The organism is Escherichia sp. SCLE84 (genome assembly GCF_012584495.1).
In the GTDB taxonomy this organism is placed as follows: Bacteria; Pseudomonadota; Gammaproteobacteria; order Enterobacterales; family Enterobacteriaceae; genus ECMA0423.
In genome coordinates, this window is sequence record NZ_CP051430.1 from 2,031,392 (window position 1) to 2,046,249 (window position 14,858).

Genomic DNA, 14,858 nt, shown 5'->3' on the forward strand with positions numbered 1-14,858 from the left:
CCCCGTCCACTTCAGACGGGGTTCTTAATACTCTCCCTGGGCAGCCGTCCGGGGGATTAACCGTGAGATAATGACTGATGGAACTCATTGAAAAACATGCCAGCTTTGGCGGCTGGCAAAATGTGTATCGGCATTATTCCCAATCACTGAAATGTGAAATGAATGTCGGCGTCTATCTCCCACCAAAAGCCGCGAATGAAAAATTGCCGGTGCTGTACTGGCTTTCGGGCCTGACCTGCAACGAGCAGAATTTCATTACTAAATCGGGGATGCAGCGTTACGCGGCTGAACACAACATTATTGTTGTTGCGCCGGACACCAGTCCGCGAGGCAGTCATGTCGCAGATGCCGACCGTTACGATCTCGGGCAAGGTGCCGGGTTTTACCTGAACGCAACGCAAGCGCCGTGGAATGAACATTACAAAATGTATGACTATATCCGCAACGAGCTGCCGGATTTAGTGATGCAACATTTTCCGGCAACGACCAGAAAGTCTATCTCTGGTCATTCTATGGGCGGGCTGGGCGCGCTGGTGCTGGCGTTACGTAACCCAGATGAATATGTCAGCGTCTCGGCGTTTTCGCCCATTGTCTCCCCATCGCAAGTACCGTGGGGACAGCAAGCCTTTGCCGCATATCTTGGTGAAAATAAAGATGCCTGGTTGAATTACGATCCGGTGAGTCTTATTTCACAAGGTCAACGCGTTGCGGAAATCATGGTTGATCAGGGGTTGAGTGATGATTTTTACGCGGAACAGCTGCGGACTCCAAATCTTGAAAAGATCTGCCAGGAGATGAATATCAAGACGTTAATCCGTTATCACGAGGGTTACGACCACAGCTATTATTTTGTCTCCAGTTTTATTGGCGAGCATATTGCCTACCACGCCAATAAACTGAATATGCGTTGATAATAGTGCACGACTGCCGGATGCGGCGTGAACGCCTTATCCGCCTACATTTCGCCCGCAGGCCGTAGGCATGATAAGACGCGCATAGCGTCGCATCAGGCATCTGCGCACGACTTATCTATGTTTACCACATCAAATCATCAGGCACTTTGAAGTCGGCATATGGGTCGTCTTCATCCTGCTCTTCGGCACTGAGCGCGCTGTGCAACACAATACTGCTGGCATCACGCTGAGCAATTTTATCGGCAACGCTGGCGGGAATAATGGCGTATTCACCTTCGCTATTGTTATCGACCAACAAGCGGGCAATCGCCAGACGACCATTAATCAACTGCGCCTGTGTGAGCTTATCGACAAAAATCTTCTTAATCAGATTGCCGTCAGTGAAGTTAAAACCAATATCACCATTGGCAATGGTGATTCGGTTCATTTCAATAAGCTGCTTCACCTGGGCTTTATATTCTTTCGCCAACGCCGCTTGTTTTTGCTGTTCGCTAAGCTGTTTATCACGCTCAAGCTGTGCCTTTTTATTTTCTTCTACCGCCGCCCGAGCTTCACGCGCCTGAACGCGCGATTTTTTCGCCGTTCTCTCGACCTTCGCCGCTTTTTTGCTGGTGACTAATCCTGCTTTGAGCAACTGCTCTTGTAAGGTAAGTTTTGCCATCTTTGTTTCCAAACCCGCTGAATAATTTTTAGCGAGTATACCTGTAAACGCCGTGGGTGTATTGGGGGCAAGTCCCTTTCGCCCCTGCTAAATAAGGCGCGTCAGGCATCGGCACACGGCTGCATTCTTGATCTCCGACTCATCAAAATAAACACCGCCAACCCAGCAACAAGAATACCCGGTGCAGAAGCGGCCATTACGCCGACCGTGCCAGTGCCTAATGCCAGCATTTTCCCGGCCAGTAACGGACCGCTCATAGCCCCCAGACGCCCTACCGCCACGGCTGTTCCCACACCTGTTGCGCGGATCTGCGAACTGTAAAACAACGGTGCCAGGGCATACAAAACGCTTTGCCCACCTGTCGCAAACAACCCCGCGACAAATCCCGCCAGCAACATACCGTTAAATGACGACACCGTTCCAAGCGCCAGCAGCGAAGCTAACATGCCGCTATAAATCAGTAGCGACATGGTTACTGGACGCAGCTTATCCATCAATGCGCCCAACATTAACGTCCCGCTTGCCGCCCCCATTTGCAGGGCAAACATCACCCCTGCCGCCTGCGATGGCTGGAATCCTTGCTCCACCAAAAGTAGCGGTAGCCAGTTGATCAACATATAAACCACCAGCAGAGTGAAGAAATAACACAACCACAGCAGCAGCGTCGCGGTTGCCGTTTCTGGCGCAAATAAGGCACGCAGTGGTGGCGCAGCCTGTTTTTCGCCAGCGAAAACCGCTGACTCCGGCAGCCAGCGCATTAATAGCGGCACCAGAATCAACGGCACCACACCACCTACCCAAAACACCGTTTGCCATGCTAAGTTTGCCCCCGCGAAACCCAGTGTCGCCGCCAGCGCCGCGCCAATGGGAACACCGCAATACATCAGGCTCACTGCCGTCCCACGAAAACGTGGACCCGCGGCTTCAGACGTCAGGGCGATAAGATTCGGCAACGCCGCCCCCAGCCCGACACCGGTCATCAGCCGCGCAAAGACCAGTGAGGGGAAATCCCAGGCAATCGCCGTTGCCAGTGAGAACAAACCAAACAGCGCAACTGAGCCAATCAAAATACTCTTACGACCATAACGGTCTGCCAGCATCCCGCCAACCAACGCGCCGGGTAGCAAACCGAGTATTCCGGCGCTAAATATCCAGCCCATTTGCATTTTATCGAGTGCGAAAGCCTGGGCGATGCCACCCGCCGCAATGCCAGCCGCCTGAAGATCCAGCCCTTCCATCAGAGCGACCAAAAAACAAAGCCCGATGGTCAGCATCAGGCGGGATGAAGATGATGAAGGGGTACGAGTCGACATAAGATGAACCTCGTTGCGAGTGCAGGTGAATCGCGACTGATACATTGCCAGCCGCGTAATCAGAACTATTTAATGACTGCCTACGGGCGAAATGTAGGCCGGACAAGACGTTTATCGCATCCGGCAGTCGTGTGCAGATGCCTGATGCGACGCTAACGCGTCTTATCAGGCCTACAAATTCTCACGCCACCCGTAGGCCGGATAAGGTGTTTACGCCGCATCCGGCAGTCGTGCTGGGATGGGCATACAAAATGCACGTTCTCGGCAGTCATCATTATTTGTTGTTGCGCAGATCCAGCGCCACGTCAACGATCATATCCTCCTGGCCGCCAACCATCCGGCGTTTGCCCAGCTCAACGAGAATATCCACCGCACTTAAGCCATAACGCGCCGCCGCCGTTTCACAGTGACGCAGGAAGCTCGAGTAAACACCAGCGTATCCCAGCGCCAGCGTTTCGCGATCGACTCGTACCGGTCGATCCTGCAACGGACGCACCAGGTCGTCAGCGGCATCCATTAACGCATAGAGATCGGTCCCATGCTGCCAGCCCAGTTTATCCGCGGCGGCAATAAACACTTCCAGCGGTGCGTTACCTGCGCCCGCGCCCATTCCCGCGAGGCTGGCGTCGATTCGGTCGCAGCCCTCTTCCACCGCCGCGATAGAGTTCGCCACGCCAAGACTCAGGTTATGGTGAGCGTGCATGCCAGTTTGCGTTTCTGGTTTCAGCTCTGCTTTCAGGGCGCGGAAACGGTCACGGATATCGCTCATGTTCATCGCACCGCCAGAATCCACCACATAAATACAGGTCGCACCGTAGCCTTCCATCAGCTTTGCCTGCTTTGCGAGATTCTCCGGCGTGGTCATATGGCTCATCATCAGAAAACCAACGGTGTCCATTCCGAGCTCGCGGGCATACTGAATATGCTGGGCGGAAACATCAGCTTCGGTACAGTGCGTTGCCACACGAACCACCCGCGCGCCAGCCTGCCAGGCATTTTTCAGATCGTGAATAGTGCCGATTCCTGGCAGCAACAACGTCGCGATTTTGGCGTGCTTCACCACATCCGCCGCTGCTTCAATCCATTCAAGGTCGCTATGTGCGCCGAAACCATAGTTAAAGCTGGAACCCTGCAAACCGTCGCCATGGGCCACTTCAATCGAATCCACGCGGGCATCGTCCAGTGCTTTGGCAATCTGGCGAACGTTTTCCAGCGAATACTGATGACGAATGGCGTGCATACCGTCACGCAACGTGACGTCCGAGATATAAAGTTTTTTACCGTTCATGCCGCTTCTCCTGCCTTGCGCGCCAGTGACTGGGCCATTTTTTCCGCTGTCGCCAGCGCACTGGAAGTCATAATGTCGAGGTTGCCCGCATAGGCAGGCAGATAATGCGCTGCGCCTTCGACTTCCAGCCAGACCGCTGTTTTCAGTCCGGAGAATTGCCCCACGCCCGGTAAATTGACCGGTTTATCCTGCGGGATAACTTCAAACTGCACGCGCTGTTTCAGGCGATAACCCGGTACGTAAGCCTGCACCGCCTCAGCCATTTCATTGATTGAGGCTTCGATATCATCTTGTGAAGCTTCGTCGCTCAATACATACACCGTGTCACGCATCATCAACGGTGGCTCTGCTGGGTTAAGCACAATAATCGCCTTCCCTTTTGCCGCGCCGCCCACCACTTCAATGGCTCGGGAAGTGGTTTCCGTAAATTCATCGATATTGGCACGCGTGCCAGGTCCGGCAGATTTACTGGCGATAGAAGCGATAATTTCGGCGTAATGAACACGCGCCACGCGTGAAACTGCCGCCACCATTGGAATGGTGGCCTGGCCGCCGCAGGTGACCATGTTGACGTTCAGTTGATCGACGTTCGCCTCGAGGTTAACCACCGGCACGCAGTAAGGGCCGATGGCAGCAGGCGTCAGGTCAATTAAGCGAATATCCGGTTTCGCTTCGCGTAAAGCGGCATCGTTTTTCACATGCGCGCCCGCGCTGGTCGCATCAAATACAATGTCGATATCAGCAAATTCAGGCATGTTCATCAGCCCGATCACCCCTTCATGGGTGGTGGCGACGCCCATACGTCTGGCACGCGCCAGACCGTCGGACTGAGGATCAATGCCGACCATCACCGCCATCTCCAGATGCTGACCGTGACGCAAAATTTTAATCATCAGATCGGTGCCAATGTTGCCAGAACCGATAATGGCGACTTTACGCTTACTCATGACAGACTTCCTTTTGGGGCTGCGCTTGAAAATGTCGCAGCAACTGAACCTATGCCTTCAATATGGGCTTCAAAACGATCGCCCGCATTCACTGCCACCATCGGACCTAATGCCCCGGTAAGAATGATATCTCCGGCGCGCAGCGGTTCACCCAGGCTGGCCATTTTGCGTGCCAGCCAGACGGCGGCATTAAGCGGATGTCCCAGGCATTCGCTGCCGCGCCCGCTGGAAACCTCTTCGTTATTACGCGTCATCTTCATGGCGCAGTTTTTCAGGTCTAACCCCGCCGGACGTTGCGCCGGACCGCCGATGACATACACCCCGCAGGAAGCGTTATCTGCCACGGTATCGACAAACTGAATCGACCAGTCGCGAATGCGGCTACCCACCACCTCCAGCGCCGGAAGTACCCATTCAATGGCGTTATACAGTTCGTCGAAGGTGATATCGGTTGCGGGCAAATCGCGGTTCAACACCAGTGCGATCTCCGCTTCAATGCGGGCTTGCAGAACACGGGAAAAAGGAATGATTTCGTTATCGCCATAACACATGTCGGCAAATAATGTCCCAAAATCCGGTTGATCAACGCCCAGTTGTTGCTGCACTTTCGGATGCGTCAGGCCCACTTTACGCCCTACCACGCGACGCCCCTGCGCAACGTCATATTGCACATTTATGTGCTGAATGGCGTAGGCCGCTTCAGCGTTATCGATACCAATCAGATCGCGCAGCGGCGCAATCGCTTCGCCCTGCTCTGCGGCGCGGCGTAAATCCGCCGCCAGTTGCTCAAGAGTATGCTTCGTCATGACCATTCCTTAAGGGCGTGCGAGGAAATTCAGCACCAATTGATTGAAAGCGTCGGCATGTTCCCACTGCGCCCAGTGACCACAGTCGCGGAAGATATGCAGTTCAGAACCGGCAATGCCGGACAGCAGACGCAGACCCGCATCCATCGGCACAAAGCGGTCGTTGCGCCCCCAGACAATCAGGGTTTGCGCTTTGATTTCCGCCAGACGTGGGCCAAAATCCGGGAACTGTTTCGGATTAGCTTCCAGGCTCTTAACGTAGTTTTCCAGGTGATCGCGGCGCGACAGCATATTATTCAGGCGCGCTTCAAACAGGGCGTCGGTCAAATCGCTGGTATCGAAAACGAAGATATCCATCATCAGCTTCAGGTTTTCGATAGTCGGCTGACGATAAAGCTGATTCAGTCGCTTAATACCTTCGGTTGGCATCGGCGTAAACAAACTCATGCCGCCCGTACCGCCGCCCATCAGCACCAGTTTGCCGACGCGCTCCGGCCAGTTAAGGGTGAACGCCATAGAACTATGGCCGCCCATCGAGTTGCCCAGCAGGTGGATTTTGGCGATATCCAGTTGATCCACCACGCTTTTCAGGATTCGTGCATTAAGATCCGATCGTGAACCACTATTAACGATCGAATCGCTTTTGCCCCAACCCGGACAATCCAGCAGGATTACCCGATAGCCCGCCTCTACCAGCGGATCGATATTGCGGCTGAAGTTCGCCCAGCCAGTAGCACCCGGGCCGGAACCGTGCAGCAGGACAACGGTTTCGTCGCCTTGTCCGCAGTCATTAAAATGGATGCGCAGCGTTTTACCCGCTTCTTCTACATTCAGAAAACGGCTGGTGGCGGCTTCGGTTTGTGGCTGATAACTCATCATCTTCTCCTGCATATTCAGTTCTCTGTTCTGGCGCTTAACGAGCCAAATCCGGCAATCCACTCCGGGATTGGGCGGTAATAACGCCCTTCGCTACGCCAGTTGCCAAATGCAGAAATAGCGGCAAAAGCGGCGACCCAGGTTTTGATTTCATGTGTCGACTTTCCGGCAATGGCGGAAAGCTCTTCGTTACTGACGGCATCCAGTTCCTGTATGCGTCCCTGCTCCAGCAAAGTCATGAACTGGTTATCCCAAATCGGGTTGAGCGGATGCAGAGTTCTCTGATCCTCAACAAACTTCTCAGCGGCGCTAATCACCCGTTGCTGACGCAATTCGCGCTCACTGGCGGGTAAATCTTTCCCGCTCCCCAACAGACGGTCGCGCATATGGGCATCGGCTTTCGCCAGTTCGGGCACCGGCGGCTGATGGGAAAGCCCACCGGAACCCAGGAACAGCACGCGTTTATTGAGAGTGCTGGTGAAACGTCCAATGGCTTCACCCAACATGCGGGTACGCTGGAAACCGGGCAGCGGCGTGGCGACACCGTTGATGAACACAGGCAGAACTGGCACCTTATCCAGCCCGCCGAGCAGGAACTCCAGTGGCTGGGCGAACCCGTGGTCCACCTGCATACAGTAAGAAACGGCAAGATCGATCCCGCTCTTCATGACGGCATGCGCACAGGCCTCCGCCAGCTCCACAGGCACTGGCAGCTCTCCTGCCGCACTGCCGAAATCACCAATTGCCGTCGCTCCAACGCCTAAACAGAACGGTGGCATCACGTCATAGAAAAAGCCGTTGTAGTGATCTGGCGCAAACAGCACCACCAGTTCAGGGGAGAAAGCCGCAATACGCTCGCGGGCGCTGGCAATCACGCCATTGACCTCATCGAGCACCTCTTGCGCCGGGTCGACATACCCCACCAGCGGCGAGTGGGAAAGACAGTGAAGATAAGCGTGCATATCAGGCTACCTTTTCGACAGAAACGTCGGCATCAGGGCGGGTCAGCGTCATCACCGACGCCAGTTTATTCAGGGTCTTGCCCAGGGTTTGCGGAATGGCGGTGGCGGCAACAAAGCGATCCGGGCGCATCACCACCAGCGAAGCATTGTGTTGCGCGAACCAGCTACGCAGACGACCTTGCGTATCGCCCACGCGTAGCACGCCGTCGTGGTTATCCTGTGCGGTATGAATTTGCACTTCCGGCACCACCTGAATGAAGCGTGTGCCCAACGCGCGCCACTGCTGGATTTGCTCGTCGCTCATCCCCCACAGTGGATTGCATCCCCAGCCAATTACCGCGAAGTTCGCGCCAATCGCGTTATCGAGCAGCGTCACGTCACCGTTTTCCAGCGTGACTTTCGGCTGAATAAACATCTTGCCGACCGGAGAGTGCTTCGCTTCGCCCTCACGCACCAGCGCACCGCCGTAATATTGCGGCATCGGCTTGAAGCGCATTTCGAGGAAATAGCGTTTTACTGGCGGCAGATAATTCAACAGCCAGGAAACGCCGTCACGTAACGTACCCTGCCAGCGTTTCGGCGGAGCCAGCACGTTGCCCGCCGTCACGGACAGGTCAATCATCGCTTTGGCGTGATCGCGACGTTCTTGTTGATAGGTATCGAGCAGCGCATCGCGGGCTTTCCCCTGGATAACCAACGCCAGTTTCCAGGCGAGGTTAAAGGCGTCGCGCATACCACTGTTATAGCCCTGCCCCTGCCACACCGGCATGATGTGCGCGGCATCGCCCGCCAGCAGTACGCGATCAATACGGAAACGTTGCGCCAGTCGCGCGTTATGGGTGTAGACACGCTGGCGAATCAATTCAACATTGTCCGGATTAGGCAGCACTTTGCTTAACAGCTTGCGCATATTTTGCGGCTCACGCAGCTGCTCTTCGGTTTCTCCCGGCATCACCATAAATTCAAAGCGACGTACCGCATGAGGCAGCGCGGCAGAAACATACGGGCGCACCGGATCGCAACACAAATAGATATGCGGCGTACTTAACGGATCGTTGGCGATATCTACCACAATCCACTGATTTGGCGCAGTTTTACCTTCAAACGGCACATTCAGAGTGCGACGGACAAAACTTGCTCCACCGTCACAGGCTACCAGCCACTGGGCTTTGACCGTTTCCCGCTGCCCTTCTGCCGTTTTCAGGTGCAAGGTCACTTCGTCATTTTGCTGGCTGAAGGCCTCCAGCTCGCGGGAAAACAAGCAGCGCACATTCGGAAAACGCGACAACCCTTCCAGCATCACCGCATCGACCTGAGGCTGAATAAAGGCGTTACGGCGCGGCCAGCCAAATTCATCGGTCATTGGCTGAATATCAGCAAAACAGCGGCCTTTCGGGGTGAGAAAACGCATCGCGTGCCACGGCGTAGTGTGCGGCAGAACATCATCGACCAGGCCGACCGACTGCATGGTGCGCAGCGCCTCGTCATCAATACCAATCGCACGCGGGTAGTCGATCAACTTATCGAGTTTTTCCACCACCAGCACGTCAATGCCCATCTGGCCGAGATAGTTCGCCATCATCAGCCCGACCGGACCGGCACCAGCGATCGCCACCTGAACGCTATGGTTAACAGCAGGCTGGATGTCAGGGTGTTGTATTGCCATTTCAGTACCTCACGACTCGGACAAAATGCCGTTGCGCGCACAGTACGGCGCAACTTATTTTGTTAAAAACATGTAAATGATTTTTTATTGTGCGCTCAGTATAGGAAGGGTGTTTTCGGCTACAATCAAAACATGCCCGAATGTGCACCAGGTGCACAACTTTGTTTTAACTATAGAAATGTCAATTAATATGCAGAACAATGAGCAGACGGAATACAAAACCGTGCGCGGCTTAACCCGCGGTCTAATGTTATTAAATATGTTAAATAAACTTGATGGCGGTGCCAGCGTCGGGCTGCTGGCGGAACTCAGCGGCCTGCATCGCACCACTGTGCGGCGACTGCTGGAGACGCTGCAGGAAGAGGGATATGTCCGCCGTAGCCCCTCCGATGATAGTTTTCGTCTGACCATCAAAGTGCGGCAATTAAGCGAAGGATTTCGTGACGAACAGTGGATTTCTGCACTGGCGGCCCCACTGCTGGGCGATCTGTTGCGCGAAGTGGTATGGCCGACAGATGTGTCCACGCTGGATGTTGATGCAATGGTGGTACGCGAAACCACTCACCGTTTCAGCCGCTTATCCTTTCACCGGGCAATGGTCGGGCGACGTTTGCCGCTTCTGAAAACCGCCTCTGGCCTGACCTGGCTGGCCTTTTGCCCGGAACAAGACCGCAAGGAATTAATCGAAATGTTAGCCTCCCGCCCCGGTGATGACTATCAACTGGCACGGGAACCGTTAAAGCTGGAAGCCATTCTGGCGCGCGCGCGCAAAGAGGGTTACGGACAGAACTACCGCGGCTGGGATCAGGAGGAGAAGATCGCCTCTATCGCCGTACCGCTGCGCAGTGAACAACGGGTGATTGGCTGTCTGAATCTGGTGTATATGGCGAGCGCAATGACCATTGAACAGGCAGCGGAAAAGCATCTTCCGGCGCTACAACGGGTAGCAAAACAGATCGAAGAAGGGGTTGAATCGCAGGCTATTCTGGTGGCCGGACGGCGAAGCGGCGTGCATTTACGTTGACACCATCGAATGGCGCAAAACCTTTCGCGGTATGGCATGATAGCGTCCGGAAGAGAGTCAATTCAGGGTGGTGAATGTGAAACCAGTAACGCTATACGATGTCGCAGAGTATGCCGGTGTCTCTTATCAGACCGTTTCCCGCGTGGTGAACCAGGCCAGCCACGTTTCTGCGAAAACGCGGGAAAAAGTGGAAGCGGCGATGGCGGAGCTGAATTACATTCCCAACCGCGTGGCACAACAACTGGCGGGCAAACAGTCGTTGCTGATTGGCGTTGCCACCTCCAGTCTGGCCCTGCACGCGCCGTCGCAAATTGTCGCGGCGATTAAATCTCGCGCTGATCAACTGGGTGCCAGCGTGGTGGTGTCGATGGTAGAACGAAGCGGCGTCGAAGCCTGTAAAGCGGCGGTGCACAATCTTCTCGCGCAACGCGTCAGTGGGCTGATCATTAACTATCCGCTGGATGACCAGGATGCCACTGCTGTGGAAGCAGCCTGCGCTAATGTTCCGGCGTTATTTCTTGATGTCTCTGACCAGACTCCCATCAACAGTATTATTTTCTCCCATGAAGACGGTACGCGGCTGGGCGTGGAGCATCTGGTCGCATTGGGTCACCAGCAAATCGCGCTGTTAGCGGGCCCATTAAGTTCTGTCTCGGCGCGTCTGCGTCTGGCGGGCTGGCATAAATATCTCACACGCAATCAAATTCAGCCGATAGCGGAACGGGAGGGCGACTGGAGTGCCATGTCCGGTTTTCAACAAACCATGCAAATGCTGAATGAGGGCATCGTTCCCACTGCGATGCTGGTTGCCAACGATCAGATGGCGCTGGGCGCAATGCGCGCCATTACCGAGTCCGGGCTGCGCGTTGGTGCGGATATCTCGGTAGTGGGATACGACGATACCGAAGACAGCTCGTGTTATATCCCGCCGTTAACCACCATCAAACAGGATTTTCGCCTGCTGGGGCAAACCAGCGTGGACCGCTTGCTGCAACTCTCTCAGGGCCAGGCGGTGAAGGGCAATCAGCTGTTGCCCGTCTCACTGGTGAAAAGAAAAACCACCCTGGCGCCCAATACGCAAACCGCCTCTCCCCGCGCGTTGGCCGATTCATTAATGCAGCTGGCACGACAGGTTTCCCGACTGGAAAGCGGGCAGTGAGCGCAACGCAATTAATGTGAGTTAGCTCACTCATTAGGCACCCCAGGCTTTACACTTTATGCTTCCGGCTCGTATGTTGTGTGAAATTGTGAGCGGATAACAATTTTACACAGGATACAGCTATGACTATGATTACGGATTCACTGGTCGTCGTATTACAACGTCGTGACTGGGAAAACCCTGGCGTTACCCAACTTAATCGCCTTGCAGCACATCCCCCTTTCGCCAGCTGGCGTAATAGCGAAGAGGCCCGCACCGATCGCCCTTCCCAACAGTTGCGCAGCCTGAATGGCGAATGGCGCTTTGCCTGGTTTCCGGCACCAGAAGCGGTGCCGGAAAGCTGGCTGGAGTGCGATCTTCCTGAGGCCGATACTGTCGTCGTCCCCTCAAACTGGCAGATGCACGGTTACGATGCGCCCATCTACACCAACGTGACCTATCCCATTACGGTCAATCCGCCTTTTGTTCCCGCGGAGAATCCGACGGGTTGTTACTCGCTCACATTTAATATTGATGAAAGCTGGCTACAGGAAGGCCAGACGCGAATTATTTTTGATGGTGTTAACTCGGCGTTTCATCTGTGGTGCAACGGGCGCTGGGTCGGTTACGGCCAGGACAGCCGTTTGCCGTCTGAATTTGACCTGAGCACATTTTTACGCGCCGGAGAAAACCGCCTCGCGGTGATGGTGCTGCGCTGGAGTGACGGCAGTTATCTGGAAGATCAGGATATGTGGCGGATGAGCGGCATTTTCCGTGACGTCTCGTTGCTGCACAAACCGAGCACACAAATCAGCGATTTCCATGTTGCCACTCACTTTAATGATGATTTCAGCCGCGCGGTACTGGAAGCAGAAGTTCAGATGTATGGCGAGCTGCGCGATGAGCTGCGGGTGACGGTTTCTTTGTGGCAGGGTGAAACGCAGGTCGCCAGCGGCACCGCGCCTTTCGGCGGTGAAATTATCGATGAGCGTGGTGGTTATGCCGATCGCGTCACACTACGTCTGAACGTCGAAAACCCGAAACTGTGGAGCGCCGAAATCCCGAATCTCTATCGTGCGGTGGTTGAACTGCACACCGCCGACGGCACGCTGATTGAAGCAGAAGCCAGCGATGTCGGTTTCCGCGAGGTGCGGATTGAAAATGGTCTGCTGCTGCTGAACGGCAAGCCGTTGCTGATTCGCGGCGTTAACCGTCACGAGCATCATCCTCTGCATGGTCAGGTCATGGATGAGCAGACGATGGTGCAGGATATCCTGCTGATGAAGCAGAACAACTTTAACGCCGTGCGCTGTTCGCATTATCCGAACCATCCGCTGTGGTACACGCTGTGCGACCGCTACGGCCTGTATGTGGTAGATGAAGCCAACATTGAAACCCACGGCATGGTGCCAATGAATCGTCTGACCGATGATCCGCGCTGGCTACCGGCGATGAGCGAACGCGTAACGCGAATGGTGCAGCGCGATCGTAATCACCCGAGTGTGATCATCTGGTCGCTGGGAAATGAGTCAGGCCACGGCGCTAATCACGACGCACTCTATCGCTGGATCAAATCTGTCGATCCATCCCGCCCGGTGCAGTATGAAGGCGGCGGAGCCGACACCACGGCCACCGATATTATTTGCCCGATGTACGCGCGCGTGGATGAAGACCAGCCCTTCCCGGCTGTGCCGAAATGGTCCATCAAAAAATGGCTTTCGCTACCTGGAGAGACGCGCCCGCTGATCCTTTGCGAATACGCCCACGCGATGGGTAACAGTCTTGGCGGCTTCGCTAAATACTGGCAGGCGTTTCGTCAGTATCCCCGTTTACAGGGCGGCTTCGTCTGGGACTGGGTGGATCAGTCGCTGATTAAATATGATGAAAACGGCAACCCGTGGTCGGCTTACGGCGGTGATTTTGGCGATACGCCGAACGATCGCCAGTTCTGTATGAACGGTCTGGTCTTTGCCGACCGCACGCCGCATCCAGCGCTGACGGAAGCAAAACACCAGCAGCAGTTTTTCCAGTTCCGTTTATCCGGGCAAACCATCGAAGTGACCAGCGAATACCTGTTCCGTCATAGCGATAACGAGCTCCTGCACTGGATGGTGGCGCTGGATGGTAAGCCGCTGGCAAGCGGTGAAGTGCCTCTGGATGTCGCTCCACAAGGTAAACAGTTGATTGAACTGCCTGAACTACCGCAGCCGGAGAGCGCCGGGCAACTCTGGCTCACAGTACGCGTAGTGCAACCGAACGCGACCGCATGGTCAGAAGCCGGACACATCAGCGCCTGGCAGCAGTGGCGTCTGGCGGCAAACCTCAGCGTGACACTCCCCTCCGCGCCCCACGCCATCCCGCAACTGACCACCAGCGAAACGGATTTTTGCATCGAGCTGGATAATAAGCGTTGGCAATTTAACCGCCAGTCAGGCTTTCTTTCACAGATGTGGATTGGCGATGAAAAACAACTGCTGACCCCGCTGCGCGATCAGTTCATCCGTGCACCGCTGGATAACGACATTGGCGTAAGTGAAGCGACCCGTATTGACCCGAACGCCTGGGTCGAACGCTGGAAGGCGGCGGGCCATTACCAGGCCGAAGCGGCGTTGTTGCAGTGCACGGCAGATACACTTGCCGACGCGGTGCTGATTACCACTGTCCACGCGTGGCAGCATCAGGGGAAAACCTTATTTATCAGCCGGAAAACCTACCGGATTGATGGTAGTGGTCAAATGGCGATTACCGTTGATGTTGAAGTAGCGAGCGATACACCGCATCCGGCGCGGATTGGCCTGACCTGCCAGCTGGCGCAGGTAGCAGAGCGGGTAAACTGGCTCGGATTAGGGCCGCAAGAAAACTATCCCGACCGCCTTACTGCCGCCTGTTTTGACCGCTGGGATCTGCCATTGTCAGACATGTATACCCCGTACGTCTTCCCGAGCGAAAACGGTCTGCGCTGCGGGACGCGCGAATTGAATTATGGCTCACACCAGTGGCGCGGCGACTTCCAGTTCAATATCAGTCGCTACAGCCAACAACAACTGATGGAAACCAGCCATCGCCATCTGCTGCACGCGGAAGAAGGCACATGGCTGAATATCGACGGTTTCCATATGGGGATTGGTGGCGACGACTCCTGGAGCCCGTCAGTATCGGCGGAATTCCAGCTGAGCGCCGGTCGCTACCATTACCAGTTGGTCTGGTGTCAAAAATAATAATAACCGGGCAGGCCATGTCTGCCCGTATTTCGCGTAAGGAAA

12 protein-coding genes are annotated in these 14,858 nt (G+C 55.1%); 4 read left to right on the forward strand and 8 right to left on the reverse strand.

Going from position 1 to position 14,858, the window contains the following annotated elements:
* Positions 1–77 precede the first annotated feature (77 nt).
* Positions 78–911, forward strand: coding sequence for an S-formylglutathione hydrolase (fghA, locus tag HGD79_RS10080; RefSeq protein ID WP_000419051.1), 834 nt, complete (start codon positions 78–80; stop codon positions 909–911).
* A 124-nt stretch (positions 912–1,035) separates the two neighbouring features.
* On the opposite strand, the gene HGD79_RS10085 is transcribed toward fghA, so the two are convergent.
* The 8 genes from HGD79_RS10085 to HGD79_RS10120 all read right to left on the reverse strand — a co-directional run bounded on the left by HGD79_RS10085 (position 1,036) and on the right by HGD79_RS10120 (position 9,433).
* Entirely contained in the window at positions 1,036–1,575 is a 540-nt protein-coding gene (locus HGD79_RS10085) for a DUF2058 domain-containing protein (RefSeq protein ID WP_001096705.1), read from the reverse strand.
* A 101-nt stretch (positions 1,576–1,676) separates the two neighbouring features.
* Positions 1,677–2,888 (reverse strand): 3-(3-hydroxy-phenyl)propionate transporter MhpT, encoded by a 1,212-nt coding sequence (gene mhpT, locus HGD79_RS10090; protein ID WP_000107642.1) that lies wholly within the window; start codon positions 2,886–2,888, stop codon positions 1,677–1,679.
* Positions 2,889–3,162: 274 nt separating this feature from the next.
* Positions 3,163–4,176: a 4-hydroxy-2-oxovalerate aldolase gene (gene mhpE, locus HGD79_RS10095; protein ID WP_001013499.1), complete on the reverse strand. Its 1,014-nt coding sequence runs from the start codon at positions 4,174–4,176 to the stop codon at positions 3,163–3,165.
* Positions 4,173–5,123: an acetaldehyde dehydrogenase gene (mhpF, locus tag HGD79_RS10100; protein WP_000044314.1), complete on the reverse strand. Its 951-nt coding sequence runs from the start codon at positions 5,121–5,123 to the stop codon at positions 4,173–4,175. The genes mhpE and mhpF overlap by 4 nt, the downstream gene beginning before the upstream one ends.
* Entirely contained in the window at positions 5,120–5,929 is an 810-nt protein-coding gene (gene mhpD / locus HGD79_RS10105; RefSeq protein ID WP_000160720.1) for a 2-keto-4-pentenoate hydratase, read from the reverse strand. The genes mhpF and mhpD overlap by 4 nt, the downstream gene beginning before the upstream one ends.
* A 9-nt stretch (positions 5,930–5,938) precedes the next feature.
* Positions 5,939–6,805, reverse strand: coding sequence for a 2-hydroxy-6-oxonona-2,4-dienedioate hydrolase (mhpC, locus tag HGD79_RS10110; protein ID WP_139496564.1), 867 nt, complete (start codon positions 6,803–6,805; stop codon positions 5,939–5,941).
* A gap of 17 nt (positions 6,806–6,822) precedes the next feature.
* Positions 6,823–7,767: a 2,3-dihydroxyphenylpropionate/2,3-dihydroxicinnamic acid 1,2-dioxygenase gene (gene mhpB, locus HGD79_RS10115; RefSeq protein ID WP_000543457.1), complete on the reverse strand. Its 945-nt coding sequence runs from the start codon at positions 7,765–7,767 to the stop codon at positions 6,823–6,825.
* A 1-nt stretch (position 7,768) separates the two neighbouring features.
* Entirely contained in the window at positions 7,769–9,433 is a 1,665-nt protein-coding gene (locus HGD79_RS10120) for a bifunctional 3-(3-hydroxy-phenyl)propionate/3-hydroxycinnamic acid hydroxylase (RefSeq protein WP_001007402.1), read from the reverse strand.
* 190 nt (positions 9,434–9,623) lie between these two features.
* Here HGD79_RS10120 and HGD79_RS10125 point away from each other — a divergent pair, with 190 nt between their 5' ends.
* The 3 genes from HGD79_RS10125 (at position 9,624) to lacZ (ending at position 14,813) form a co-directional block, all read left to right on the forward strand.
* Positions 9,624–10,457, forward strand: coding sequence for a DNA-binding transcriptional regulator (locus tag HGD79_RS10125; protein WP_001297745.1), 834 nt, complete (start codon positions 9,624–9,626; stop codon positions 10,455–10,457).
* 76 nt (positions 10,458–10,533) lie between these two features.
* The gene (lacI, locus tag HGD79_RS10130) at positions 10,534–11,616 is read left to right on the forward strand and encodes a DNA-binding transcriptional repressor LacI (protein WP_000805910.1); all 1,083 of its coding nucleotides are present in this window, start codon (positions 10,534–10,536) and stop codon (positions 11,614–11,616) included.
* Positions 11,617–11,738: 122 nt separating this feature from the next.
* Positions 11,739–14,813, forward strand: coding sequence for a beta-galactosidase (lacZ, locus tag HGD79_RS10135; protein WP_000177970.1), 3,075 nt, complete (start codon positions 11,739–11,741; stop codon positions 14,811–14,813).
* The last annotated feature ends 45 nt before the right edge of the window (positions 14,814–14,858 follow it).

Bases quoted from the DNA above. Each gene is read 5' to 3' on its own strand.
- fghA (WP_000419051.1), top strand. From the start codon at position 78: ATGGAACTCATTGAAAAACATGCCAGCTTTGGCGGCTGGCAAAATGTG.
- HGD79_RS10085 (WP_001096705.1), bottom strand. From the start codon at position 1,575: ATGGCAAAACTTACCTTACAAGAGCAGTTGCTCAAAGCAGGATTAGTC.
- mhpT (WP_000107642.1), bottom strand. From the start codon at position 2,888: ATGTCGACTCGTACCCCTTCATCATCTTCATCCCGCCTGATGCTGACC.
- mhpE (WP_001013499.1), bottom strand. From the start codon at position 4,176: ATGAACGGTAAAAAACTTTATATCTCGGACGTCACGTTGCGTGACGGT.
- mhpF (WP_000044314.1), bottom strand. From the start codon at position 5,123: ATGAGTAAGCGTAAAGTCGCCATTATCGGTTCTGGCAACATTGGCACC.
- mhpD (WP_000160720.1), bottom strand. From the start codon at position 5,929: ATGACGAAGCATACTCTTGAGCAACTGGCGGCGGATTTACGCCGCGCC.
- mhpC (WP_139496564.1), bottom strand. From the start codon at position 6,805: ATGAGTTATCAGCCACAAACCGAAGCCGCCACCAGCCGTTTTCTGAAT.
- mhpB (WP_000543457.1), bottom strand. From the start codon at position 7,767: ATGCACGCTTATCTTCACTGTCTTTCCCACTCGCCGCTGGTGGGGTAT.
- HGD79_RS10120 (WP_001007402.1), bottom strand. From the start codon at position 9,433: ATGGCAATACAACACCCTGACATCCAGCCTGCTGTTAACCATAGCGTT.
- HGD79_RS10125 (WP_001297745.1), top strand. From the start codon at position 9,624: ATGCAGAACAATGAGCAGACGGAATACAAAACCGTGCGCGGCTTAACC.
- lacZ (WP_000177970.1), top strand. From the start codon at position 11,739: ATGACTATGATTACGGATTCACTGGTCGTCGTATTACAACGTCGTGAC.